We start from the raw sequence: 25363 nt of genomic DNA, 5'->3' as shown, positions 1-25363 counted from the left end.
TCAGTACTCGATGCTCGAAATGCACGAGGGGCCCGGGGGCCCCTCGGTCAGTGCTGGTAGCCGTAGACGCCGCGCGCCTGGTCGCGTACGAGACGGCCCGATTCGAGCTCGATGACGCGCTTGCGCATCTGGTCGACGATGTTCTGGTCGTGGGTCGCCATGATCACGGTGGTGCCGGTCCGGTTGATCCGGTCCAGCAGCTTCATGATGCCGACGGAGGTCTGCGGGTCGAGGTTGCCGGTCGGCTCGTCCGCGATCAGCAGCATCGGGCGGTTGACGAAGGCACGGGCGATCGCCACACGCTGCTGCTCACCACCGGAGAGCTCACCGGGCATCCGCTCCTCCTTGCCGCCGAGGCCGACGAGGTCGAGCACCTGGGGCACGGCCTTGCGGATCTCGCCGCGCGGCTTGCCGATGACCTCCTGGGCGAAGGCCACGTTCTGCGCGACGGTCTTGTTGGGCAGCAGGCGGAAGTCCTGGAAGACCGTCCCCAGCTGGCGGCGCATCTGCGGCACCTTCCAGTTGGACAGCCGCGCGAGGTCCTTGCCGAGCACATGGACCAGGCCTGTGCTGGCGCGCTCCTCGCGCAGGATCAGCCGCATGAAGGTCGACTTGCCGGAGCCGGAGGAGCCCACCAGGAAGACGAACTCACCCTTCTCGATGTCCAGCGAGACATCGCGCAGAGCCGGTCGGGTCTGCTTCGGGTAGGTCTTGGAGACGTTGTCGAATCGGATCACGGATGCACCACGGTCGGCCGGGAGTAGGTGAGCGTGACCATACGCGAACCGGGCTCACGCGTGCAGGCGGCGTCCGGCAATGGGCGATTTATGGCGGATCGCCGCCGGGTACGTATCGGGTCGGGCCCTACCTTGTCCGGCGGGCCGCGCCGAAAACGGCGGGAGCTGGCACAGTGGTGGGGGGAACGGTTGCGTTTCCCGGAGCGTTGTGCGGAGAGAGAAGCAGTCAGCGGCTCCGCCGCGCGGGAGGAGGAATGCGCATGACCTATGACCGACTGGTGTGCGCGAACTGCGCGTCCCCCGTGAGCGAGGGGCGCTGCCGCGTCTGCCGTGCCGTCCGGCAGCAGATGCTGGAGGAGCAGGGGCAGGGCCCGCTGGCCGGGATGAATCCCGCCATGCTGATCGCGCTGATGGTGGTGCTGTTGACGGCGCTCGCGCTGCTGGCCCACCAGACGGCCTGACCCCTCCTGTACGGCCGCCGGAGCGGCTCACACACGCAGAAGGGCCCGGGAGGCGTTGTGCGGCCTCCCGGGCCCTTCTCTGTGCTGCGCCGACCCGTGTACGGGGCTCAGGCGCACCCGTACACGGTGCTCAGCGGGTCCTAGGCGACCGTACGACCGCCGCCGACCAGGCGGGGCAGGATACGGAAGCCGATGCCGCCGGCGATCATCGTCGCGGCGCCGATGACCAGGAAGGTGGTCTCGGCCGCACCGGTCTCGGCGAGCTCTTCCTTGCCCTTGCTCTGCTCGACCGGCTGGTTGCCGACGCTGTCGGTGTCCGTGTTGTCGGCGCACTCGACCACACCGGAGTCGACGGTGCAGGCGTCGTCGCCACCGGTCGCGGAACCGGTGGTGCCGGAGCCGTCGGTGGTGGAGCCGGTCGTGCCGGTGCCACCGTCGTCGCCGCCGGAGGTACCCGACGTGCCGGTCGTACCCGAGGTACCGGAGGTCCCGGTCGTGCCCGAGGTGCCGGTCGTGCCCGAGGTCCCGGTCGTGCCCGAGGTGCCGGAGGTGCCCGAGGTGCCGGAGGTGGTCTCACCCGTGGTGGTCTCGCCGGTCGAAGACGTCTCACCGGTGGTCTCACCGGTCGTCGTCTCACCGGTCGAAGACGTCTCACCGGTGGTCTCACCGGTCGTCGTCTCACCGGTCGAAGACGTCTCACCGGTGGTCTCACCGGTCGTCGTCTCACCGGTCGAAGACGTCTCGCCCGTGGTCTCACCCGTGGTGGTCTCGCCGGTCGAAGACGTCTCACCGGTGGTCTCACCCGTGGTGGTCTCACCGGTCGTCGTCTCGCCGGACGCACCACCCTGGTCGGCGCCGCCGATCGGGTTCTCGTCGCCCTGAATACCGGCGTCGACGGTGACGATCTCGTCGCCGTCCACACCGATACCGAGGCCGACCGCCTGCGCCGCACCCGCGGCGGTCAGGGAGGCCCCCGCGGCAATAACCGCACCAGCAGCTATCCGCGCGAAGCGAACGCGCGTCTTCTTCGTCATCTGTTGCTACCCCCAGTAGCCGATCTCGTCAGTGGAGCAGCCATATGCGGGCCACGGCGGCCCTGCGGGGATCGCTCTCGGCGAGGCCACGTTCGTGTCGTGGTCACCCCGCCAGCCCCCCGGTTCGCACCCGTCCCGGACATACGCATGCTGCTCTAGCACCCTGGCCAGAGTTAAGGGTTCCGTCAAGGCCGTTCCGTGCAGTACACACCCTTATGGGGGTTCTTGACGGCTATTCGACAGCACGACTGTGACGCATCGGGCACAGCTTCCCCCCAACTCGCCGCGGCGGCACCGCAACGCAGGAGGGCCCGGACAGTTCCCTGTCCGGGCCCAACCCTCGTACGGCGGAGGTTACTTCTCGCGCTGCTTGCGCCAGCGGATGCCCGCCTCGACGAAGCCGTCGATCTCGCCGTTGAACACCGCTTCGGGGTTGCCCATCTCGAACTCCGTACGCAGGTCCTTGACCATCTGGTACGGGTGCAGGACGTACGAACGCATCTGGTTGCCCCAGGAGTTGCCGCCGTCGCCCTTGAGCGCGTTCATCTTCGCCTGCTCCTCCTGGCGGCGGCGCTCGAGGAGCTTGGCCTGGAGGACGTTCATCGCGGACGCCTTGTTCTGGATCTGCGAGCGCTCGTTCTGGCAGGAGACGACGATGCCGGTCGGCAGGTGCGTCAGACGGACCGCGGAGTCCGTGGTGTTGACGCCCTGTCCGCCGGGGCCCGAGGAGCGGTAGACGTCGATGCGCAGCTCGGACTCGTCGATCTCGATGTGGTCGGTCTGCTCGACGACCGGGAGCACCTCGACGCCCGCGAAGGACGTCTGGCGGCGGCCCTGGTTGTCGAAGGGCGAGATCCGGACCAGGCGGTGGGTGCCCTGTTCGACGGAGAGGGTGCCGTAGGCGTACGGGACCTGGACGGCGAAGGTGGTCGACTTGATGCCGGCCTCTTCGGCGTACGCCGTCTCGTAGACCTCGGTCTTGTAGTTGTGCCGCTCCGCCCAGCGGAGGTACATGCGCTGGAGCTTCTCGGCGAAGTCGGCGGCATCCACGCCACCGGCCTCGGCGCGGACGGTCACCAGCGCCTCGCGGGCGTCGTACTCGCCGGACAGGAGGGTGCGGACCTCCATCTCGTCCAGCGCCTTGCGCACCGACTCCAGCTCGGTCTCGGCCTCGGCCAGCGCCTCGGCGTCGCCCTCGTCCTCGGCCAGCTCGAAGAGGACCGAGAGGTCGTCGATGCGGCCGCGCAGGGTCTCGGCCTTGCGGACCTCGGCCTGGAGGTGCGAAAGCTTGCTGGTGATCTTCTGGGCCGCGTCCGGGTCGTCCCAGAGGGACGGCGCCGCTGCCTGCTCCTCGAGCGCGGCGATGTCCGCCCTCAGCGCATCCAGGTCCAGGACGGCCTCGATCGACCCCATGGTCGAGGAGAGGGACTTGAGCTCTTCGGAAATATCGACGACTGCCACGGGTCCAGCCTAACGGCATGGCGGATGAAGCTTGCCCTCCCCCGGGGCACCGCCCTGGGAACCCGCCCCGGGACCCGGTCCCCGCAAGGCCTCCTACGGGGCCGCCGGGGCCGAGTTCTCGCTGTCCTGGGGCACCGGATCCCCGTCGCCGCCGCCGGTGGCCAGCCAGCCGCCCACCGCGACGGCCGCGCACAGCAGGAGGGCGGCGGCGCCCAGGGTGATCCGGCGCTTGCGGACGGCGGCCGCCTTGTTACGGGCGGAGCCGGGGCGCGGCCGGCCGGGGGCGCGCGGGGCCCGGGCGGTGCCGAGGGGGCCGCCGGCCAGTTCGTCGGGGGCGGGGACGCGCATGCTGGTGTGGGTGTCCCGGTTGGAGTCCGGGGACGAGCCGGGCACCAGCGGGACCGCCCCGCGGCGGCGCGGCTCCTCGGCGGACGGGGTGTACTGCTGCTCGTCGTACGCCGATGGCTGCTGCTCCGTCTCGTCGCCGCCGGGCTCGTCCACGTCCAGGGGCGGGATACCGGCGAGGAGCGGGAGCAGGTCGCGCAGCCGTACGGCCAGCTCGGAGGCGCGCAGGCGGGAGGCCGGGGCCTTGGCCAGGCACTGGACGAGGAGCTGCCAGAGCTCCTCGGGGATGCCGGGGAGCGGGACGACGGTCTCGGTGACATGGCGGCGCAGGACCGCGCCCGGGTGGCCGCCGCCGAAGGGGGTGAACCCGGCGAGGAGCTCGTACAGCACGGTCGCCAGGGCGTAGATGTCGACGGCGGCGCGCGGCGGGAGGCCCTCGACGATCTCGGGGGCCAGGTAGTCCGGCGTACCGATGATCTTGGTGGCCTTGGTGCGGCGCGGGGTGTCGATGAGCTTGGCGACGCCGAAGTCGGTGAGCAGGGCGGGGTGCGCGCCGCCGGGGCCGAGGGGGCCCTCCATGTCGAGCAGGATGTTCTCCGGCTTGACGTCCCGGTGGACCACTCCGGCCTTGTGGGCGGCGGCCAGTCCGTCGGCGACGTCCGCGATGATCGCGACGGCGGCCTCGGGGGCGAGCCGGCGTTCGCGGTCCAGGCGGGTGCGCAGATCGGTGCCGCGGACGAGGGTCATGACCAGGGCGAGGTCGTTGCCGTCCACCACGAGGTCCCGGACGGCGACCACGTTGGGGTGGTCGAGCCCGAGCAGGGCGGTGCGCTCCTGTACGAAGCGGCCCACGAGCTCCTGGTCGGACGCGAGGTCCTCACGGAGCAGCTTGATGGCGACCGGCCCCTCGGGACCTTCACCGAGCCACACCGTGCCGGCGCTGCCGCGCCCCAGGATCTGGTGGGCCGTGTACCGGCTGCCGATATTCCGTGCCAAGACTGCTCCCTCAGCGGCTGGCGGTGGACCCCCGGTCGACAAAGTTACGCGGCGTTCGGGGTGGTGCGTGCCCAGGATGGTGCCAACCTGCACTTCTCCGGGCCGAATAGGCCCGGAGAAGTCGACAAAGGGACAGAGTCGGGGGTGGCATCGCCTCGGGCCACGACCGTACCCCCGGCCGTGCTGTGCCTCCGGCGGTGCCGTGACATGCCTCCGGCGGTCGCCGTCAGGCCCCGCCCGTGCCGCCGGATTCGCCGGTGGTCTCACCGATCTTGGAGACCCAGTCGGTGACCGTCCCGATCGCGTCGCCGATCGCTTCCCAGTAGCCCTTGCCCTGGGCGACCCAGTCCTGGAGCGGGGTGAGCTCCCAGATCAGCCAGCCGGCGATGACCAGCAGCACCACGGTGAACAGGCAGCCCTTGAGGCAGCCGAGGCCGGGGATGCGCATCGGGTTGGAGCTGCGCTGCCTCGGCGGGCGCGGCTCACGCGGCTGGCGCGGGGCGGGCTGCTGGGGCTGCTGCGGCTGCGGCGGCGCGTACTGCTGCCGCTGGGGCTGCGGCGGCGCCTGGTAGCGCTGGGGCTGGTGCTGCTGTTGCTGCTGGTGTTGCGGCGGGTACTGCTGCTGGAGCGGCTGCTGCCGCTGGGGAGGCTGCTGGGGCGCCTGGCGCTGGGGGCGGCGGCGCAGCGGGTCCTGGCTCGGGTCCAGGTACTGCACCTGCGTCTGCTCGTTGCGGTCGCGGGCCGCCTGGAGCTGCGACTGCCAGGGGTGCGGGCCGTCAGGCTGCGGCGGCCCGTCGGGGCGCTGCGGTACGGGCGGCATGACGGCGGTCGGGTCGGCGTGGCCGCCGGGTCCCTGGCCGCTGCCCGGACCCGAGGTCTGCTGGAGCACGCTGGTGGCGGCCGCGGGGTCGTACGAACCCGCGTTGCTCGGCAGCACCTGTGTGGGGTCGGCGGCTCCGGGGGTCTCCGGGACGGCCGTGGGCGCCGGGTCGGGGGCGAGCAGGGCGCCCACCCCTTCGGCGGCGGCGATCTGGGCCGAGTTCGCGTGGACGCCGATGCCCGAGGCGACCGTACGCAGAGCCCTGGCCAGGTTCTCGGCGCTGGGCCGCTGGTCCGGGTCCTTGCGCAGGCAGCGCTCTATCACCGTCCACAGCGGTTCCGGGACGGTGGAGGGGCGGCGGGGCTCCTCGCTGAGGTGCCGGTGCAGGACTTCGAGGGCGGTGCCCCCGGCGAACGGCGGGCGGCCGGTGACCAGCTCGTACAGCAGGATGCCCGCGCCGTAGATGTCCACGGCGGAGGTCTGCGGGCGGCCCTCGGCGGACTCCGGCGCCACATAGGCGGGGGTCCCGACGAACTCGTGCGTCCGGGTCAGCCCCGGGGAGTCGGCGAGGCGCGCGATACCGAAGTCGGTGAGCATCGGGGTCATCCGGCCGTCGCGCTCGTCGAGCAGCACGTTGGCCGGCTTGAGGTCGCGGTGGACGACGCCATCCGCGTGGCTGGCGGCGAGCGCGTCGGCGATCTGCGCGGTGAGCAGGGACGCGGCGACCGGGGTGAGCGGGCCGTTCTCGCGCAGGTAGCGGTGGAGGTCGGGACCGTCGATCAGGTCCATCACCAGGGCGAGGAGATCGCCCTCGACCACCAGGTCGCGGGTGCGCACGATGTTCGGGTGCGTGAGCCGCAACAGGACCGAGCGCTCCCGCAGGAACCGCATCACCACATCGGCGTCGTTGGCGAGCTCCTCCTTGAGGACCTTGATCGCCACGGTCTCGCCGGGCTGACCGGCGACGGCCGCCTCGGCGCCCGCGGTCTCCCGCTGGCGGGCTCGCCAGACGGTGCCCGTGGCGCCGCGTCCGAGCGGTTCCTCGAGCAGGTACTTGCTGCCTACCGGCCGCACGTCATGCGCTCCCTGCTGATCGTGGTGCTTGCGGTCCCCCCGGTCCCGCCCGGATGTTCCGGCCCACTCTAATGCCGCTGGACAAGGGGTCGGGGGGTCGCGTTCCGGGGGAAGACGCGCACACCGGACAGATGGTTGCCGCACACGGTTGACGCTCGGGAATCGGAGATTCGAACTGCAGTGCCGCACCCGTGCCCGGGAGGCGGCAGGTATCGCTGGTGACGGCGGCCCGACCGGCGGGAACAGGACGCAAGCAGGCACTTTTGCGCCCACAGCCGACCATTCAAGATCATTTAAAGGTGACCGCCGGGCGTGTTGTCAGTGGCAGGTGCGAGGATGCCTCCAAGCACGGATCTGGCGGGTCGGGAGCCCGGGGTCCGTGACGACCTGTACGGACGACCTGTCCGTGCCGGGTGGGGGGAATCACAGGGCGTTTCCCCTGCCGGGCACCCCGCGCAGAAGGGACCGCCGACGGCGATGCAGATCCGGCTGACCGTCCTAGCGCCGCGCAGCGGCCAGACCCCGGCGCGCGCCTGCGACGTGCTCGTCACCGCCCCCGCCGGCACGGCACTGGCCGCTGTCGCCTCCGGTCTGGCCCAGGCCGTCTCGGGGCCCGAGGGCTCCCAGGGCGGCGGGGCGGTGGTGCTCTTCGCCGGGCGGGAGCGGCTGGACGCCCAGCGCATCGCCCTCGGTGAACCGCCGCTGGTGGACGGCGCGGTGCTCTCGCTCCAGGTCCCCGGCGAGGACGAGGCGACGGACGACGCCGTTCCGGCGCAGCTGCACGTGGTCGCCGGGCCGGACGCGGGCGGGGTCCACCTGCTGCACGGCGGCCGGATCCGGATCGGCCGCTCCGCCGAGGCCGATGTCCCGCTGGACGACCCGGACGTGTCCCGGCTGCACTGCGCGGTGACGGTCTCCGAGGACGGCCGGGTCTCGGTCGCCGACCTCGGCTCGACGAACGGCACCTCCCTGGACGGTACGGAGGTCCGCGACCAGCCCGTCCGCTTCCCGCCCGGCGCCCTGCTGCGGCTCGGCGAATCGGCCCTCAGGCTCACGGCCGGCTCGCGTCCGGTGACGCTGCCGGCGGCCCCGGACGGCGAGGGCCACCTGCGGGTGAGCCGTCTCGACCCGGACCCGCACGCTCCGGTCCACCACTCCTCCGGGACACCCACCGGCACGCCCCTCGCGGCCTATCAGTACGGCAGCGACGACGACGGGCAGAGCCCTGCGTACGGGCGTCAGCCGCACGCCTTCCGCCAGGAGCCCAAGGGGTACGAGGGCCAGGAGCCCGGCCCCGGTCACGGCACCCCGGACGCATCCGCGCACCAGCGCACCCACGGCGGCCGGGAGCAGTTCGGTCCGGCGGGCGGCGGGGAGCAGTTCGGTGCGGCGGGCGGCGGGGAGCCGTTCGGTGCGGCGGGAAGCTGGGAGCAGTCCGGCACGACGGGCGGCCGGGAGCCGTTCGGTGGGGCAGGCGGCCGGGAGCAGTCAGGTGCGGGCGAGGTGCCCCGGCGCGGGGGCATAGGCGCCTGGGCCCGGCGGCTCAAGGGCGGTGGCGGGGCCAGAGGCGAGCAGCCGCAGGGGACGGCTCAGCCGGGCCGGGACCCGTGGCAGGAGGCGGGGGCCGCCCCGTCCGGGCACTCCCACGCCCACCCCTCGGAGGCCCCGGGCGCAGACCCGTACGGCACCTCCGGCTCCTTCGGCGACCCCGGTCACCTGGCCTCCCCCGCCTCCCCGCTCTCCCCCTTCTCCGCCGTGCCGTCCGCGCCCGAGGGCACCTGGCCGGACCCGGCGGCGGTGCTGCTGACCGCGCTGGGCCCGGGGCCCCGCCTGTGGGAGCGCCACGACGGGCACCCGGAGGCGCTGGTGGTGCGGCTCGGGACGACCGACCGGGCCGATGTGCCGTCGGTGCCGGTGACGGTGGGGCTGCGGGAGGCGGGTTCGCTGGGGCTGGCCGGACCGCGCGCCCGGCTGGCGGGGCTGGCCCGCGCCACGGTGGCGCAGCTCGCCGCGCTGCACTCCCCGTTCGACCTGGAGATCGTGCTCATCTCCACGGACCGCTCCCGCCCGCTGGAGGAACGGCGGCGCGAGTGGTCCTGGCTGGGGTGGCTGCCGCATCTGCGCCCGATGCACGGGCAGGACTGCCGGCTCCTCCTCGCGTACGACCGTGAGCAGGCGGCCGCCCGGACCGCCGAGCTGGTGCGCCGCCTCGACGAGGGCCCGCTCGGTCCCGGCTGGCCGAACCTGGACCGGACCGAGGTGGCCGAAGCGGCCCGCGCGCACACGGGCCCGCACACGGTGGTCGTGCTCGACGGCGACCCCGGTACGGCGGCCCTGCGCGAGACGACGGCCCGCCTGGCCGGTGCGGGGGCTGCGGCCGGGATCCATCTGATCTGCCTGGCCGAGACACCGGCCTCCTCGCCCACCTCCCCGGTGGCCGCGACGTACGACGCAGCCTGCCGGGCGTCCATCGCCTTCCGCGAGTGCGGGGCGGTCGCGATGCTCAGCGGCGATGTCGCCACGGCTCTGCGCCTGCTGCGCACGGCGGGCGGTCAGGCCGCGGGACACGGCACGGTGGCCGCGGTGGACGCGGTGTCGGCGGCCTGGGCCGAGCGGTTCGGACGGGCGCTGGCACCCCTGCGCGACGAGGGCTCGGCCGCGCTGACGGGCCGCCCGACGACGGCGGCGCTGCCGCCCTCAGCCCGGCTGCTGGACGAGCTGGGCCTGGCCCGCGCGACCCCGGCGTCGCTGATGGCCCGCTGGGCGTCCACGGCGGAGGACCAGCCGGGCGCCTCGGTGCCCCGGGCCACCGCCGCCGTTCCCCCGTCCCGGGCGGACCTGGAGACCCCCGGCTCGGGCCGCACCCTCAGTACGGGCCCGCGCGTGGGCCCGCAGCGCACGGCCGCCGAGGGCCACCGCGCCCAGGACACCCCTGCGCCGGGGCGGAAGCCGTACCCGGCGGCGGGCGACCGGGACTCCAGCCGTACGCCGTACCCGGGCGGCGGCACGGACAACCGGGACTCCGGGCGTACACCGTACCCGGGCACAGACGGCCGGGACTCGAACCGCACGCCGTACCCGGGCGCCGGTCCGGACAGCCGGGACTCCGGCCGTACGCGGTACCCGGCCACGGACAACCGGGACTCAAGCCGCACGCCCCACCCCGGCGCGGACAGCCGGGACTCGAACCGCACGTCCCACCCCGCCCGCACCGCCCCCCGGGTCGGCCCGCAGGGCGGTGAGGGTCCGGTGGGGCACTCGGCGCAGGCCGGGCGGCCCGTGCTCGTGCTCGGGGCCGGCCCCCGGGGCGCCCTCAGCGTCGATCTCGCCGACGAGGGCCCGCACCTGCTCATCGAGGGCCCCGCCGGTAGCGGCCGCACCGAACTGCTGCGGGCCGTCGCGGCCTCGCTCGCCTCCGCCGCCCGGCCCGACCGACTCGGCATCCTCCTGGTCGACGGGGCCGGCGGGAAGCCCGAGGACCGCGACAGTTCAGCACCGGGGCTGCTCCCCTGTACTGAGCTGCCGCACGTCTTCACGCACCTCGTCGCCTCCGACCCGGTCCGGATGCGGGAGTTCGCACAGGCCCTCGGCGGCGAGCTGAAGCGCCGCGCCGAACTGCTCGGCCCGCTGGACTTCGCCGCCTGGCACGCCCGGCACGCGGAAGCGGCCCAGCAGGAGGAGTCCCGGCGCATCGTGGGCCAGCGTCCGCCGACCGGCGCCGAGCGCCGGGGCGACCTGGACTCCCCGGCCAGCGGCACGCTCCGGCTGCGCCCGGTCGCCGCGCGGGCGTCGGACCCGGGCCCCTCGCCCCTGCCGCGCCTCGTCGTGCTCGTCGACGACTTCGACGCCCTGGTCGCTCCGGGGCTCGGCAGCCCCGGCCGCCCCGCCGCCGGTTCCGTGGTGCGGGCGCTGGAGGCCGTGGCCCGGGACGGCGGCCGGCTCGGGGTGCACCTGGTCGCCACCTCGGCCCGCCCGGACCGCACGGAGGACACCGAGCTGGCCCGGGGGGCGCGGCTGCGCATCGTGCTGGACGCCCCGGTCCTGCCGCCCTCCCCGGACGAACCGGCCCCGGGCCGGGGCAGGCTGGGGCACCCGGACGGCCGGGTGACCCCGTTCCAGGGGGGCCGGGTCACCGGCCGCATCCCGCGTACGGCGACGCTGCGCCCCACCGTCGTCCCGCTGGAGTGGGAGCGGATGGGCGATCCCCCGACCCGCCGCCCGGTCCGCGAGCTGGGCAACGGGCCGACGGACCTGGCGCTGCTCGCCAGCGCCCTGGAGCGCGCGGCCCGCTCGGTGAACGCCGAGCGTCTGCCCCCGCTGATCCCGTTCCCGGCCTGAGGCCACCCCGTCGGAATCCGCCGCGCCACACCCCGGAGGCACGCGTCCCAGCTGACACTCCTGTCCCTGCCCGCCCGTCCCTCACCTCATTCAGCCGCATTTCCCCGCCCCGGCTGACATGACGTCACGAGGCCATCACGATCACCGTGTTGGGCCCGACGGCGGTATTGCGGGGCCCGTGCACCGGGCGTAGGACTGTGCGCACGGACGACGCAGCCCGGGCGACGACAACGTGGTCGGGCGCGTACGGAAGAGACGGGGCAGGAATGCGTACAACCCTTTCCATACGCAGGGCCGCGCTCGTCTTCACGGCGGTCGGCGCTCTGGCGCTGACCGGCTGCGGGGACGGCGGCGGTTCGAAGAAGTCGGGCGACGGTTCGGGCGAGGGCACGGACAGCGCGTCCACGGTCACCCTGCCGAAGCTGGACGGGGAGAACATCTCCGTCGCCGCGGTCTGGACAGGACCCGAGCAGGCCAACTTCACCAAGGTGCTGGGCGAGTTCGAGAAGCGTACGGGCGCGAAGGTCACCTTCGTCCCGGCCCAGGACCCGATCGTCAACTTCCTCGGTACGAAGATCGCGGGCGGCCAGCCCCCGGACGTCGCGATGATCCCCCAGGTCGGCGCCATCCAGCAGGCGGTGGCCAAGAAGTGGGCCAAGCCGGTCGGCCCGGAGGCCAAGGCCCAGCTGACGAAGAACTACGCCAAGGTGTGGCAGGACCTCGGGGCGGTGGACGGCACCCAGTACGGCGTGTACTTCAAGGCCGCGAACAAGTCCCTGATCTGGTACAACGCGGCGGCCTTCGACAACGCGGGCGCGGCCGAGCCGAAGACCTGGAAGGACTTCATCACCACCGCGGAGACCATCTCCGCCTCCGGTGTCACCCCGGTCTCCGTGGCGGGCGCCGACGGCTGGACGCTCACCGACTGGTTCGAGAACGTCTACCTCTCCCAGGCGGGCCCGGAGAAGTACGACCAGCTGGCGAAGCACGAGATCCCGTGGACCGACCCGTCGGTCAAGGACGCGCTGACCACCCTGGCCGAGCTGTTCGGCAAGCCGGAGCTGATCGCGGGCGGCGCGGACGGGGCGCTCCAGACGGAGTTCCCGACCTCGGTGACCCAGACGTTCACCGGCGGCGACCAGCCCAAGGGCGCCATGGTCTTCGAGGGCGACTTCGTCTCCATCAACATCGCGCAGACCGAGGCGAAGATCGGTACGGATGCCAAGGTCTTCCCGTTCCCGGCGGTCGGGGCGGACTCCCCCGTGGTGACCGGTGGCGACGCCGCGGTGGCGCTGAAGGACAGCAAGGGTGCCCAGGCACTGCTGACCTGGCTGGCCTCGGCGGACGCGGCGAAGATCTGGGCCGAGGCGGGCGGGTTCATCTCGCCCAACAAGAGCCTGGACGCGGCCGCGTACCCCAATGACGTGCAGCGCACGATGGCCGAGGCGCTCGTCGCCGCCGGTGACGACGTCCGCTTCGACATGTCGGACCAGGCCCCGCAGTCGTTCGGCGGGACGCCCGGCAAGGGTGAGTGGAAGATCCTCCAGGACTTCCTGAAGAACCCGAAGGACGTCGCGGGGGCCCAGCAGAAGCTGGAGTCCGAGGCGGCCAAGGCGTACAAGAGCTGACGCGGTGGCGACCACGAACGCGGAGGGCGCCGGTGCGGCGCCCTCCGCAGACACGAAGCCGCGCCCGTCCCCGCCACCCCCGAAGAAGACGCTCAAGAGTGTGACCGGCACCCGCAGGGTCATCGCGGCGGCTTTCCTGCTGCCCGCGCTGGTGCTGCTCGGCGCGCTGGTGCTCTATCCGATCGGCTACTCGGTCTACCGGTCGTTCTTCGACCAGGCCGGTACGGGTTTCGCCGGGATCGACAACTACAAGGCTCTGTTCACCGACGACACGATCCTCACCGCGGTGAAGAACAACGCGATCTGGGTGGTGTTCGCCCCGACCGTCGCGACCGCGCTGGGCCTGATCTTCGCGGTGCTGACCGAACGGATCCGCTGGGGTACGGCGTTCAAGCTGATCGTCTTCATGCCGATGGCGATCTCGATGCTGGCGGCGGGCATCATCTTCCGCCTCGTCTACGACCAGGCGCCCGAACGCGGGGTGGCCAACGCCGTCGCGGTGAGCGTGCACGACACGTTCAACGAGTCGGCCGGCTTCCCCAAGGCGCGCCCGCTGCCCGTGCATCCGCTGGAGAAGGGTGAGGGCGGGTCTTACGTCTCCAAGGAGCCGGTACGGGCCGGGGAAGCCGTCCAGGTGCCGCTGGTCGGGGTGGCCCCGGCCAAGATGCCCGGCGACGCCCGCCCGGCGAAGGCGGCCCCGGCGGTGGACGGTGACGGGATCACCGGCACGGCCTGGCTGGACTTCACCCGGGGCGGCGGCGGGAAACCCAATGTCGTCGACCCCGAGGAGCTGGGCCTCAAGGGCCTGAAGGTGGAGGCGGTCAAGGACGGCAAGGTCATCGCCACCGCGACGGCCGGGGCCGACGGGGTGTTCACGCTGCCCGCATCGGCGGACGGGGCCCAACTGCGCCTGCCCGCGGAGAACTTCCGCGAGCCCTACAACGGCGTCGACTGGCTCGGCCCGAGCCTTGTGACACCCGGGATCATCGGGAGTTACGTGTGGATGTGGGCCGGGTTCGCGATGGTGCTGATCGCGGCCGGGCTGGCCGGGCTGCCACGCGAACTCCTGGAGGCCGCCCGGGTGGACGGTGCCAACGAGTGGCAGGTGTTCCGCCGGATCACCGTGCCGATGCTGGCCCCGGTCCTCGCGGTGGTGCTGGTGACACTGATGATCAACGTGCTGAAGGTCTTCGACCTGGTCTTCATCATCGCGCCGGGCTCCTCCCAGGACGACGCGAACGTCCTGGCCCTCCAGCTGTACCGGTCGTCCTTCGGCACGGACGCCGACCTGGGCATCGGCAGCGCCATCGCGGTGCTTCTGCTGCTCCTGGTGGTCCCGGTGATGCTCTTCAACATCCGCCGGATACGGAAGGAGGGGCAGCGATGACGGACCTGGCCCGCCACGTGACGCCTCCCGGCCGGGGGTCCGGGGGTTGTCCCCCGGGAAGACGCAGCAACATCCGCCGGATACGGAAGGAGGGGCAGCGATGACCACACCCTCGACGCTCAAACCCGAGCAGTCCCTCGCCGCCCGGATCGCGGCGCGCCTCGGCGGCGGGGTGATGCGGGTCTTCCTGATCCTGGTCGCCCTGTTCTGGATCATGCCGACCATCGGCCTGTTCCTCTCCTCGCTCCGGGGCCCCGAGGACATCGCCGCGACCGGCTGGTGGAAGGTCTTCACCGTCCCCTCCGAGCTGACCTTCGACAACTACCAGCGCCTGCTGGACAATTCGACGATCACCGGCTCCCTCGTCAGCACCGTCATGATCACCGTGCCGTCCACCGTGCTGGTGGTGGTGATCGGTTCGCTCGCCGCGTACGCCTTCGCGTGGATGGACTTCCCCGGCCGCGACTGGTGGTTCCTGCTGGTCGTCGGGTTGCTGGTGGTCCCCGTGCAGGTCGCGCTGATCCCGGTGTCCGAACTCTTCGGCACCATCGGGATCTTCGAGACGACGCTCGGGGTCGTCCTGTTCCACACGGCCTTCGGGCTGCCGTTCGCGATCTTCCTGCTGCGGAACTTCTTCGCGCAGATCCCGCGCGAACTGCTTGAGGCCGCACGGCTCGACGGGGCGGGCGAGATCCGTCTCTTCACCCGGGTCGTGATGCCGCTGGGCGGTCCGGCGATCGCCTCGCTCGGGATCTTCCAGTTCCTGTGGGTGTGGAACGACATGCTGGTGGCGCTGATCTTCGCGGGCTCCGACTCGCCGCCGATCACCGTGGCGCTCCAGCAGCAGGTACGCCAGTTCGGCAACAACATCGACGTACTGGCGCCCGGTGCGTTCGTGTCGATGGTGATCCCGCTGGCGGTGTTCTTCGCCTTCCAGCGGCAGTTCGTCTCGGGTGTCATGGCGGGGGCGGTCAAGTAGCCCGCGCTCACCCACGCGTACGACGGCACGCACGGCCGTACGTCAACCGCGAGCGGCCCGGATCCCCGGAACCGGGCCGCTTCGGCGTGTACTTCGCCCGAATGCCACGTCCGGCGTAACCCTGTCATTCCATCCGACGTTTGCGGGCCACCTGGTTCCCGCGAACGACCCATGGATGTGTAGTGCCCCGGTTCAGTGTCATCGTGCCCGCATTCCGGGTCCAGGCGTATCTGCACGCGTGTCTGGATTCCGTGCTGGACCAGTCCTTCAAGGACTACGAGATCATCGTGGTCGACGACTGCTCCCCGGACGCCTGCGGCCCGATCGCCGACGAGTACGCCCGCCGGGACCCCCGCGTCACCGCTCTCCACCTCCCCGCCAACTCCGGCCTGGGACCGGCCCGCAACACCGGGATGGAGCGGGCCTCCGGCGACTACCTGATCTTCCTGGACGGCGACGACACCCTCCTCCCGGAGGCGCTCCGCACCATCGCCGACCGGCTCGACGCGACCGGCGACCCCGACGTCCTGATGTACGACTACGCGCGGACGTACTGGTCGGGCCGGAGCGTACGCAACGTCCTCGCGGACCGGCTCGACGAGCGGGGACCCGCCTCCTTCCGGCTGGCCGACCGCCCCGAACTGCTGCAGCTCCTCATGGTCGTCTGGAACAAGGCGTACCGCCGCGCGTTCGTCGAGGCCGAGGGGTTCGCCTTCCCGCCCGGCTACTACGAGGACACCCCCTGGACCTACCCGGTGCTGATGTCCGCCGGGTCGATCGCGGTCCTGGACGCGGTCTGCGTCTCCTACCGGCAGCGGCGGCGCGGCAACATCCTCTCCACCACCAGTGACCGGCACTTCGACATCTTCGACCAGTACGACCGGGTCTTCGCGTTCGTCGACGCCCGCCCCGAACTCTCCGGGTGGCGGCCGGTGCTGTTCCGCCGGATGCTCGACCACTTCTGCGCGGTCTACGCCTCCCGGGACCGGCTGCCGCACCCCAGCCGCGCCGCGTTCTTCCGCCGGGCCACCGCCTCCTGCCGCCGCTACCGCACCCCGGGCGCCCCGGCCCCCCGCCGCGCCCAGCTCCGCCACGGCCTGATGCGGCTGGGCGCGCGCCGCACCTACCGGGCCCTGGCGGCGAGCAGGCGGATCGGCGACGGGCTGCGTCGGGGCGCTGCCGCCCTGCGCCGGGCGGTGCGGGGCGCGGCGCTCCAGGCGCACTACCGGACCCAGCTGCGGCTGCCGCTGCGCACCCGGGACGCGGTGTTCGCCGCCTACGGGGGCGGGGGGTACGCCTGCAGCCCGGCCGCGATCGAGGCGAAGGCGCGCGAGCTGGTCCCGGGGCTGCGGACCGCGTGGATCTGCCGTCCCGTCGACGCCCACACCGTGCCGACCGCCACCCGCCGCCTCACGCCCGGGACCTTCGCGTACTGGAGCGCCCTGGCCCGCTCCGCGTACCTCGTGAACAACGTCGGCTTCGACCGGCGGCTGGTGAAGCGGCGCGGCCAGATCCTCCTCCAGACCCACCGCGGCACCCCGCTCAAGACCATCGGCACCGATCTCCTGGACCGGCCCGCCGCCGCCGGGAACACCGACTTCGAGCAGGTGCTGCGCGATGTCGACAAGTGGGACTTCGCCCTCTCCGCCAACCCGCACACCACCCTCGTACGGGAGCGGGCCTACCCGTCCGCGTACACGACGCTGGAGTACGGCTCCCCGCGCAACGACGTCTACCACCGCACCGGCCCGGCCGACGTGGCCCGGCTCCGCGAGACGCTCGGCATCCCGGCGGGCACCATGGCCCTCCTCCACGCCCCGACGCACCGCGACTACCGGCGCGTCCAGCGGCCGGCCCTCGACCTGGAGCGGCTGATCCGGGTGCTGGGGCCTCGGTTCGTGATCCTGGACCGCGCCCCCCGTGCCCGGGGCGGCAGCCGCAGCCGTACGCGTACGGTGACGACGCATCCCCGGATCATCGACGTCACCGGCCACGCCTCCCTGGAAACGCTGGCGCTCGCCTCGGACGCGCTGCTCACGGACTACTCGTCGCTGATGTTCGACTACGTCAACCTGGACCGCCCGGTGATCCTGCATCTGGACGACATCGAGGCGTACGAGGCGGCCCGGGGAACCTACTTCGACATCACGGCGTTCCCTCCCGGCGTCGTCGCGCGCAGCCAGGACGAGCTGTTCGACATCTTCGCCACGGACCACTGGCGGGGCTCACGCTCGGCGCAGCTGCGGGCGGCGTTCCGGGCGCGGTTCTGTCCGTACGACGACGGGAACGCCGCCGAGCGCGTGGTGCGGCGGGTCTTCCTCGGCGAGACGGACGGGCTGCCGCTCCCGGTCCCGCTCTCGGCCCGGCGGGCGGTCGTGCCTGCGCAGCACCACCAGGCGGGCGCGCGGGCGGCCCGGGGCTGAACCGGGGCCCACCCGTCAGGACCGCCTCACCGCTCCAGGAACGCGAACAGCTCCTCCCAGCGCCGCGCCACCTCCGGTTCGGAGAACCGCTGGACGCCCGAGCGCGCCCGGTCCCCCAGCGCGTCGCGCAGCCGGGGGTTGCCGGTCACCCGGAGCAGCCGGTCGGCGAGGGCGGCGGTGTCCCCGGCGGGGGCGAGGAGGCCGTCCTCGCCGTCCCGGACGATCTCGCGGACCCCGGGCGCGCAGTCGAAGGCGGCGCACGGCACCCCGCCGGCCATCGCTTCCAGGAGCGCGAGCGGGAAGCCCTCGCCACGGGAGGACTGGACGAAGACGGAGGCGTCGGCGAGGGCCGCCTCCACGTCGTCCGTACGGCCCATCCACTCCACGGACCCGTCGAGCCCGAGGCCGGTGCAGCGGGTCTTCAGTGCGGCCTCGTCCTCGCCCGTCCCGTACACGCGCAGCCGCCAGTCGGGGCGCTGCGGGGCGACCAGGGCCCAGGTGTCGAGGAGGAGGTCGATGCCCTTCTGGTCGGTGAGGCGGCCGATGCTGGCCACGGTCCTCGCGGTGCGCGGGGAGGGAACGTGGGGCAGGTGGGCGAGGGCGTTGGGCAGGAAGCCGACGTTGTTCAGCCCGTCGCCCGCCCACCGGTCGGCGTCCTCCTCGGTGAGGACGAGCCAGTGGTCGATGTCCTTGTAGTGGTTCTTGATCCAGCGGTAGCGGTGGCTCGCGCGGGAGTAGTCGTAGGACTCGTGGCTCATCCCGATCACCCGCAGCCCGGCGGTGTCGGCCTCCCCGACCCACTCCATCGCCCAGACCTGGCTGACGACGACGACCCCGCCGGGCCGGGCGGCGGCGAAGAGTTCAGAGAGCCGCGCGACCGCCCGCCGCTTCTCGGCGACCCGGGCCGCCTCCCGGCGGCGGCTGGGGATGCGGAAGCGGTCCCGGATGCCCTGGGGGGCCCAGGGGGTCGGCGGGTGGGCCGGGTAGAGGGCGGTGACGGGGTGGCCGGGCCGCTCGGGCAGGGTCATCTTCCGTTCGGCGGCGTGGATGCCGATGATGTGGACGCGGTGGCCCTGCTCGGTGAAGAGGCGGGCGGTCTGGTGCGTCCAGGCGGTGACCCCGCCGAGTTCGTCGGTGCTGTTGGAGACGATGAAGATGTCGCGGCTCATCGGCCGGCCCCCCGGTCGTGGTCGGTGGTGTGGCGGACTCCCCGGCGGGCTCCCCGGCGGGAGAACACCGCTGCGACGACCTGCCGGGCCGCGTCCCCCCGGTCGTAGGTGCCGAACTTCTCGGCGAAGGAAGCCCGTTGCGCTGCGTGCCGGGTGTCGGACTTCTTCAGCTCGGCGAGTTCGGCGAAGAGTTCCTCCTGCGTGGCGGTGACCGGGCCCGGCGCGCTCTCCCGCAGGTCGAAGTAGCTGCCGCGCTCGGCGGCGTACGCGTCGAGGTCGGGGGCGTACAGGACGACGGGCCGGTCCAGCAGCGCGAAGTCGAACATGATCGAGGAGTAGTCGGTGACCAGGACGTCGGCCAGGGCGAGGATCTCGCTGACGTCGTGGTGGCGCGAGACGTCGATCACCGTGCCCGGCGGGCAGACGGGGAGCCGGGCGGCCTCCAGGTAGTGCGCCCGGACGAGGAGGGTGTACGTGTCCCCGAACCGCTCGGCGAACTCCCGCACGTCCAGGAGCAGTCGGCGCCTTGCTTGCTTCCCGCCGGTCGGGCCGCCCCGGAACGTCGGCGCGTAGAGGACCACCTTCTTGTGGTCGTCGATCCCCAGCGCCCCGGCGAGCGGCGGGCGCGGCAGCCGCCCCTCGGTCTCGGCCCGGGTGCGCTCCGCGATCAGGGCGTCGTTGCGCGGGTAGCCGGTGCGCAGGAGCCGGTCGTCGGGCAGCCGGTAGGCGTGGGCGAGGGTCACCACGTCGTGCTCGGAGCGGACGAGGAAGTGGTCGAAGCGGTGGACGGCCTGCTGGAGGCGGTCCCGCTGGGGTGCGTTCCGGAGCTGTACGCGCCTCTCGTCGAAGCCCATGCGTTTGTACGCGGAGCCGTGCCAGGTCTGGAGGTAGGTGGTGCGGGCGGGTTTGCGCAGGTGTTGCGGGAAGCCCTGGTTGTCGACCCAGTACTCGGCGCGGGCCAGCGCCCAGAGGTACCGCCAGGACCAGCGGCGTACGAGGCGGGCGTCGTCCGGGAAGCCGGCCGGGGAGGTGTCGTAGGACCAGGTGGGGCGGAGCTTCAGCCCCTGGCGGCGGATCTCCTCGTGCAGGGCGCGCGGGCTGTCGCCGTAGCAGCGGCCCATGTGGCTCTCGAAGACGACGGAGCCCCGGCGGACGGGGAGCCGGGTGAGCCAGGTGTTGTAGACGGGCGCCTTGAAGCCCCGGGAGCGGTAGCGGTCCAGCCGTTTGCGCAGGGCGCGGACGAGGCGCTTCGCCTTGCGGGCGGGGCGGAAGTGGGTGGCGTACCGCACCAGGCGGTGGGCGGTCCGGGCCGGGCGGCGGCGGGCGGTGAGGCGGAGCGCCAGGTGGTCCTTGAGGGTGATGTAGGGCTCCCAGGTCTCCCCGGTCAGCCTTCCGAGCCGGGGGCGGGCGGCGAACCGGACGGCCCCTTCCACCAGGTCCTGGGGGCCGAAGAGGTCGCTGACGGACCGGACGCGGCCGTGATCCCCCTCGGCCTCCACGATCAGCCGCGCGTCCCAGGCGGTGTCGCGGACGCCGAGGGGGCGCAGGAGGCGGGTGACGTCGGCGCGCGCCCCCCAAGTGATCCCGTTCCCGTCGTGGCGCAGCTCCGTCACCGGGAACGCGACGGCGCGCGCCCCTCCCCGGGCCCGGAACTCCAGGGTGGCGGTGAGGGGCGTGTCCGGGCCGGGCCCGGTGTGCGGGGGCAGCACGAGGCGGCCCGCCAGCAGCAGCCGGCCCTCCTCGGCGGTGCAGCGGGTGAGCCGGTTCATCAGCCGGACCTCGCCGAACACGCGGTACTGGTGGCCGAGTTCGGTGACGTCGACCGCTGCGGGACCCTCGCCGCCCCAGCGCACCCGCCCGTCCAGGCCCGTCACCAGCGGGGCGCAGACGGTGGCGGGACGGCTCAGCGCGTACGCCGCCGTCAGGACGCCCTCGGCGTCGCCCCGGGCCAGCAGGGTGACCGCGACCCGCTCCAGCGGCGGCAGTTCCCGCGGTACGGGGGCGGTCAGGACGCGGGCGGCCGTGGCGGCGGTCCGGGTGCGGCGGGCGGCGGGGATCCGGGGGAAGGAGCGGGCGAGCGGCACCAGGTGGTCGCGTGCGAAGGCCCGCTCCCGCTCCTCGCGCAGAGCGGGAAGCCCGTGGGCGTCCAGGGTGTTGGCGACCCGGCGGTGGGCCTCCACCAGGCCGGTGAGGTCGCGGGCCCGGTCGGGTACGGCCCGGCCGGTCACGATCAGCCGCCGCACCAGGGCGATCCGGCCGACGGCCGCCGCGGCGAGCGGGCCGAACAGGATCTCGCCGTGCGCCAGGTCCTCCTCGTACCGCAGCCCGTGTCGCCGGGCGGCCTCCCGGCGCAGGCAGAAGCCGGTCACCAGGGCGTCCCGGACGACGAGTCCGGGCGCCTCGGCGAACCGGGCGACGGTACGGGAGCGGGCGAACAGCTCGTCCTGCCAGGGCGGTTCCTGCTCCTTGCCGCCCTCGTCGACGGTCCGGCTCCACCGCCCGGCGACCAGGTCGGCGCGGCTGCGTTCGCCCGCCTGCCAGAGGTTGCGGCAGGCGTGGCGGTGGAGGCGCTCGCCGGGGGTGAGCACCAGGACGTACCGGCCGGTCGCCGCGTCCAGTCCGGCGTTGCGCAGGGCGCCGGTGGTGCGGGCGGCCGGGTCGGCGTGGACGAGGCGGACCCGGCCGGGGGTGCTGTCGGCCAGGGCGCGGGCGGCGGTGCGGGTGGCCGCTCCGGCGCCGGAGGCGAGGACGACGAGGGCCTCGCAGCCTTGCAGCGACTGGCCGAGGACGGACGCGACGGAGGCGCGCAGTGCGTCGGCCCCTCCCGCCCCTTCGGTGTCCCCGCCGCCGGTGATCACACAGCTGAAATCGGTCATGCCTGCGCCTCCCGCGGCCCGGATCCGTCCTTGAGCATGCGGTCCACGACCTGCGCGGCCGCGCTCCCGTCGTCGAGATCGCAGAACGCCTCGCGGAACCGCTCGTACGCCTCCCGGTGCCCGGCGACGGCGGCCTCCGGGTCGCGCAGGGCGGCCACGACCCCCGCGGAGCCGGGGATCAGAGGTCCGGGGGCACGGTGCTCGAAGTCGAAGCAGAAGCCGCGCAGGGTGTCCCGGTAGTGCGCCAGGTCATAGGTGTGGAAGAGCATCGGGCGGCCGGTCTGCGCGAAGTCGAACATGATCGAGGAGTAGTCGGTGACCAGGACATCGCTGATCAGCAGCAGTTCGGAGACGTCCGGGTGGCGCGAGACGTCCCGGACGAAGTCGGTGCCGGGGACGCTGCCGCCGACGAGGTAGTGGCGGCGGACCAGGAGCACATGGTCCTCACCGAGGGCCTCGCGGGCCTGGTCCAGGTCGAGTTGGAGGTCGAGTTCGTACCGTCCGCCCTGCCGGGGCCGGTCCTCGCGCCAGGTCGGGGCGTACAGGACGACGCGCCGCCCCCCGGGGATGGCGAGCCGCTCCCGTACGGCGGCGGCGACCTTCGCCCGGTCGGGCGCGTACAGCAGGTCGTTGCGCGGGTAGCCGCACTCCAGCACCTCGCCCGAGTAGCCGAAGGCGCGGCGCAGGACGGGCGAGGAGAAGCTGTTCGGGGAGACCAGCACGCTCCACTGGGCGGACCGGTGCTCCATGGAGGCCATGTAGGCGGCGTCGGCGTGCGGGGTGCCCGCGAGGTCGCGGCCGATGCGCTTGAGAGGGGTGCCGTGCCAGGTCTGGACGACGCACTGCCCCTCGGCCCGCTCGAACCACTGGGGCAGATGGGTGTTGGTGACGACCCACCGGCTCCGGGCGAGCGCCTCGTACCACTCGGCGCTGTGCAGGGCGACGGCCCGGACCCCGTCGGGCACGGCCGCCTGCTGGTCGCGGACCACCCAGAGGTGCTCGATCTGCGATGCGCGGGAGGCGAGTTCGCGGTGGATCGCGCGGGGCGAGTCGGAGTACTGGCGGCCGTCGTAGCTGGCGTAGAGGGCGGCCGGGCGCAGCTGGTCGCGGTCGGTGGCGCGGAGTCCGGCGTACCGCTCGCGCTGGATCCGCTGCCCGTACGCACCCTGCTCGGTTACGGGCAGGGCGCTGCCCGCCTCCAGGACGAGCCGGTCGTGATGGCGGCGCTGAAGGGTGAAGGGCCTTCCCTCCGAAGCCCGTTGGAGGGGTAGTCCGGCGTGGAGCGGGGCGGTCAGGCACAGTGGCCGGTACGCGTCGGGGTCGCGCTCGCCCGGCTCGCGGAGGAAGAGATACCAGCGCCCCTCGGCGAGCGGCAGCGGCCCGCCCGGCCCGTCCACGGCAGCGGGGTCGACCACGGCCCGGAAGATGCCCTTCTCCCCCAACTCCACGGGGATTACTGCCTCTTCGTGGTGTCCGCTGTGCCGCGCCACCAGCTCACCGATGACACCGGACGGCTCCGGGAAGGCGCCTTCGAGGACCACTTCTCCGCCCTCGGACCACGCCACGGAGGTGACGACGGGCTGCACGGTCCGGTCGGTGAGGACGAGATCGCCGGACGGGTTGGGGGCCACGTACAGCTCTCGGCCACCGAACAGCGGATAGCGGCCGTCCTCGGCATCGGCCGGAGCGGCGACGGTCAACCGGCCTCTCCCGCCGACCAGTTGTACGCCCCAGATCTCGTCCTTGCCGTGGAACGCACTCAGCGGGATCTCGGCGGCGCGGGACCCCAGGGAGCCGCGCAGGGCGAACTCCAGCGTGTCCTTGGTGCGCCACTCGGTCAGCCGCAGCGCGACGGGCCCGTCGTCGTCCAGGACCTTCACGTCCAGGTGGAGGGAGTCGTCGGCGGCCGAGTGGCCGGTGAGGACGGCGGCGACGCGTTCGGTGCGCAGCTCCAGCTTGTTGCCGGACAGGACGGGGACGACCCGGGTCCGCTCGTCGGTGTACAGGACGGCGGGCGGGGCCGGGGTGCCGGTGAGCCGCATCGGGCCCCGGCGCACCCGCCCCGCGCCGAAGAGGAGCGACTCCAGCTTCCAGGTCGTACGCCCGCCCTTGCCCTTGCCCTTGCTCTTGGCGGCGAGGGCGCGCGGGTCGACGACGGCCTCGAACCCGGCGCGCGCGTAGCGGTGCAGGGAGCGCCCGGAGCGGGCGGTGGCCTCGTCGCCGCCGGTGGCACGCAGGCGCAGCGGGACCAGCCGCTTCCCGGACCGCAGCCAGCCCAGCCGCGGGGGCCCGCCCGGCGCGTTGCGTACGTAGGCGTACCCGGTCAGCCGCAGCAGCCCGTCCCGCCACACGGCCTCGGTGAGGTGGGCGTGGACGGGGAGGTCGGCGGGGGTGAGCGCGGTGGTGGCGGGCGGCAGCGGGTCGCGGACGGCGGGGTGGTGGGCACGGGGGCGGAGGAGGCCGCGTACGTGGAAGGCGTCCCGGTCGTTCTTCTCCTCGGCGAGCAGCGCGAGGAGTTCGGCGGTCCGGCGCTCCCGGATGAGCTGCCACTTGACCCGCAGGTCCAGCGGCAGACCGGCGAAGACCTCGGGGGCGACGGTGGCGGCGAAGGCCCCCGCGTGATCGAGGAAGGCCTCGTGGAACTCCTCGTCGCCGCCGGGCAGGGCCTCGATGAACAGCCACAGGTCGCCGGAGAGCGCGTGCGCGTCGTAGCGCCGCTTGGCCTCTGCCAGGTCGGGGCGGCCGGCGAGGAAGTCGCTGACGGTGGTGACGGCGGTGACCCGGTCGCGGATGCCCTGGGGGACGGCCCGCCGGGTGGTGATCGAGCCGTCGCGGTCGCGCCAGTGGTAGACGGGCTCCTCGACGACGTCGACCGAGCGGGCCAGGAAGTGGGCGGGCAGGACGACGGCGATGTCCTCGTACAGCACGCCGGTCGGGAAGGCGAAGGCGTGTTCGTCCCAGAAGGTGCGGCGGAACACCTTGTTGCAGGCGATGCGGTCGCCCAGCAGGATCCAGTCCCGGGTGACATGGGTGGCCGGCCGGGCCTTCTCCATCGGCTTGCGGAACATCGGGGACTGCTCCAGCGCCCCGTTCGCCCGCAGCCGGAGCACATTGCCGGTCGCGAAGTCGGAGCCGGAGCTGTCGAGTTCGGCGAGCATCCGTTCGTACGCACCGGGCGGTACGACGTCGTCACTGTCGACGAACGTGAGGAACCGGCCCTCCGGATGGGCCTCACGGACTCCGGCGTTACGGGCGGCGCCCAGACCGGCGTTCTCCTGGCTGATCATCCGGAACCGTGGATCGCGGTCCACGAACTCCTGGGCCAGAGCGGGCCCGTTGTCGGTGGAGCCGTCGTCCACGAGGACGACCTCCAGGTCCGCCATGGTCTGTTCGGCGAGCGAGGTCAAGCAGGCACCGAGGTACTCCTCGACGTTGTAGAGGGGGACGACGACGGTGAGACGGGGTGCCATCGCAGCGCACGATCCTTCCGGGCGGACGACATCGGGGGATGACCATCAAGGTTGATGAGGGGGCCACGGTGTACAACCCGCGCCACGGGGCCCGGTCACCCGAGGGAAGCCGTTCGGGTGACGGAGGGAGCGGAGTTGCGCGTACGGGGGCGCGCCGGTTACGCG

The 25363-nt window shown here is 73.1% G+C and carries 14 protein-coding genes; 6 read left to right on the top strand and 8 right to left on the bottom strand.

All coding sequences use genetic code 11. The annotated features are described in order from the left end of the window. Positions 1-47: 47 nt before the first annotated feature. Positions 48-737, bottom strand: a complete 690-nt coding sequence (ftsE, locus tag ACK8N7_RS22985; protein ID WP_403213335.1) for a cell division ATP-binding protein FtsE — start codon at positions 735-737, stop codon at positions 48-50. A 260-nt stretch (positions 738-997) separates the two neighbouring features. On the opposite strand from ftsE, the gene ACK8N7_RS22980 reads away from it, so the two are divergent. Further along, entirely contained in the window at positions 998-1198 is a 201-nt protein-coding gene (locus ACK8N7_RS22980; RefSeq protein WP_031125232.1) for a hypothetical protein, read from the top strand. A gap of 140 nt (positions 1199-1338) precedes the next feature. On the opposite strand, the gene ACK8N7_RS22975 is transcribed toward ACK8N7_RS22980, so the two are convergent. The 4 genes from ACK8N7_RS22975 to ACK8N7_RS22960 form a co-directional block, all read right to left on the bottom strand. Next, on the bottom strand, positions 1339-2232 hold the full coding sequence (locus ACK8N7_RS22975) for an LPXTG cell wall anchor domain-containing protein (RefSeq protein WP_500443967.1): 894 nt from the start codon (positions 2230-2232) through the stop codon (positions 1339-1341). Between the two features lie 354 nt (positions 2233-2586). After that, complete coding sequence (gene prfB, locus ACK8N7_RS22970; RefSeq protein ID WP_031125234.1) at positions 2587-3693, bottom strand: peptide chain release factor 2; 1107 nt, start codon at positions 3691-3693, stop codon at positions 2587-2589. A 93-nt stretch (positions 3694-3786) separates the two neighbouring features. Further along, positions 3787-5034 (bottom strand): serine/threonine-protein kinase, encoded by a 1248-nt coding sequence (locus tag ACK8N7_RS22965; RefSeq protein ID WP_403213339.1) that lies wholly within the window; start codon positions 5032-5034, stop codon positions 3787-3789. A 226-nt stretch (positions 5035-5260) separates the two neighbouring features. Further along, positions 5261-6928, bottom strand: coding sequence for a serine/threonine-protein kinase (locus tag ACK8N7_RS22960; protein ID WP_403213341.1), 1668 nt, complete (start codon positions 6926-6928; stop codon positions 5261-5263). Between the two features lie 477 nt (positions 6929-7405). Here ACK8N7_RS22960 and ACK8N7_RS22955 point away from each other — a divergent pair, with 477 nt between their 5' ends. The 5 genes from ACK8N7_RS22955 to ACK8N7_RS22935 all read left to right on the top strand — a co-directional run bounded on the left by ACK8N7_RS22955 (position 7406) and on the right by ACK8N7_RS22935 (position 17683). Then, complete coding sequence (locus ACK8N7_RS22955; RefSeq protein WP_500443965.1) at positions 7406-11266, top strand: FHA domain-containing protein; 3861 nt, start codon at positions 7406-7408, stop codon at positions 11264-11266. Between the two features lie 266 nt (positions 11267-11532). Further along, a complete protein-coding gene (locus ACK8N7_RS22950) occupies positions 11533-12894 on the top strand; it encodes an ABC transporter substrate-binding protein (protein WP_403213345.1) in 1362 nt (453 codons plus the stop codon). Positions 12895-12994: 100 nt separating this feature from the next. Beyond that, entirely contained in the window at positions 12995-14281 is a 1287-nt protein-coding gene (locus ACK8N7_RS22945; RefSeq protein ID WP_403213428.1) for a carbohydrate ABC transporter permease, read from the top strand. Positions 14282-14381: 100 nt separating this feature from the next. Beyond that, on the top strand, positions 14382-15260 hold the full coding sequence (locus tag ACK8N7_RS22940; RefSeq protein WP_403213347.1) for a carbohydrate ABC transporter permease: 879 nt from the start codon (positions 14382-14384) through the stop codon (positions 15258-15260). A gap of 182 nt (positions 15261-15442) precedes the next feature. Beyond that, positions 15443-17683, top strand: a complete 2241-nt coding sequence (locus ACK8N7_RS22935) for a bifunctional glycosyltransferase/CDP-glycerol:glycerophosphate glycerophosphotransferase (protein ID WP_500443963.1) — start codon at positions 15443-15445, stop codon at positions 17681-17683. A gap of 26 nt (positions 17684-17709) precedes the next feature. Here the strand turns inward: ACK8N7_RS22935 and ACK8N7_RS22930 are convergent, their stop codons facing one another. The 3 genes from ACK8N7_RS22930 to ACK8N7_RS22920 are packed head-to-tail and all read right to left on the bottom strand — an operon-like array spanning position 17710 to position 25198. Then, positions 17710-18852 (bottom strand): glycosyltransferase, encoded by a 1143-nt coding sequence (locus ACK8N7_RS22930; protein WP_500443961.1) that lies wholly within the window; start codon positions 18850-18852, stop codon positions 17710-17712. After that, on the bottom strand, positions 18849-21728 hold the full coding sequence (locus tag ACK8N7_RS22925; protein WP_403213353.1) for a bifunctional glycosyltransferase/CDP-glycerol:glycerophosphate glycerophosphotransferase: 2880 nt from the start codon (positions 21726-21728) through the stop codon (positions 18849-18851). Before ACK8N7_RS22925 ends, ACK8N7_RS22930 begins: the two co-directional genes overlap by 4 nt. Beyond that, the gene (locus tag ACK8N7_RS22920; RefSeq protein WP_500443959.1) at positions 21725-25198 is read right to left on the bottom strand and encodes a bifunctional glycosyltransferase/CDP-glycerol:glycerophosphate glycerophosphotransferase; all 3474 of its coding nucleotides are present in this window, start codon (positions 25196-25198) and stop codon (positions 21725-21727) included. Before ACK8N7_RS22920 ends, ACK8N7_RS22925 begins: the two co-directional genes overlap by 4 nt. Between the last annotated feature and the right edge of the window lie 165 nt (positions 25199-25363).

It is taken from the genome of Streptomyces griseobrunneus (assembly GCF_046713465.1).
GTDB classification, from domain to species: domain Bacteria; phylum Actinomycetota; class Actinomycetes; order Streptomycetales; family Streptomycetaceae; genus Streptomyces; species Streptomyces microflavus.
The sequence above is the reverse complement of the archived record's forward strand: the minus strand, read 5'-3'. Positions and strand labels throughout refer to the sequence as shown.

Coding starts and splice junctions, on each gene's coding strand:
- ACK8N7_RS22975 (WP_500443967.1), bottom strand. CDS start 2,232: ATGACGAAGAAGACGCGCGTTCGCTTCGCGCGGATAGCTGCTGGTGCG.
- ACK8N7_RS22925 (WP_403213353.1), bottom strand. CDS start 21,728: ATGACCGATTTCAGCTGTGTGATCACCGGCGGCGGGGACACCGAAGGG.
- ACK8N7_RS22930 (WP_500443961.1), bottom strand. CDS start 18,852: ATGAGCCGCGACATCTTCATCGTCTCCAACAGCACCGACGAACTCGGC.
- ACK8N7_RS22950 (WP_403213345.1), top strand. CDS start 11,533: ATGCGTACAACCCTTTCCATACGCAGGGCCGCGCTCGTCTTCACGGCG.
- ACK8N7_RS22980 (WP_031125232.1), top strand. CDS start 998: ATGACCTATGACCGACTGGTGTGCGCGAACTGCGCGTCCCCCGTGAGC.
- ACK8N7_RS22920 (WP_500443959.1), bottom strand. CDS start 25,198: ATGGCACCCCGTCTCACCGTCGTCGTCCCCCTCTACAACGTCGAGGAG.
- ACK8N7_RS22955 (WP_500443965.1), top strand. CDS start 7,406: ATGCAGATCCGGCTGACCGTCCTAGCGCCGCGCAGCGGCCAGACCCCG.
- ACK8N7_RS22940 (WP_403213347.1), top strand. CDS start 14,382: ATGACCACACCCTCGACGCTCAAACCCGAGCAGTCCCTCGCCGCCCGG.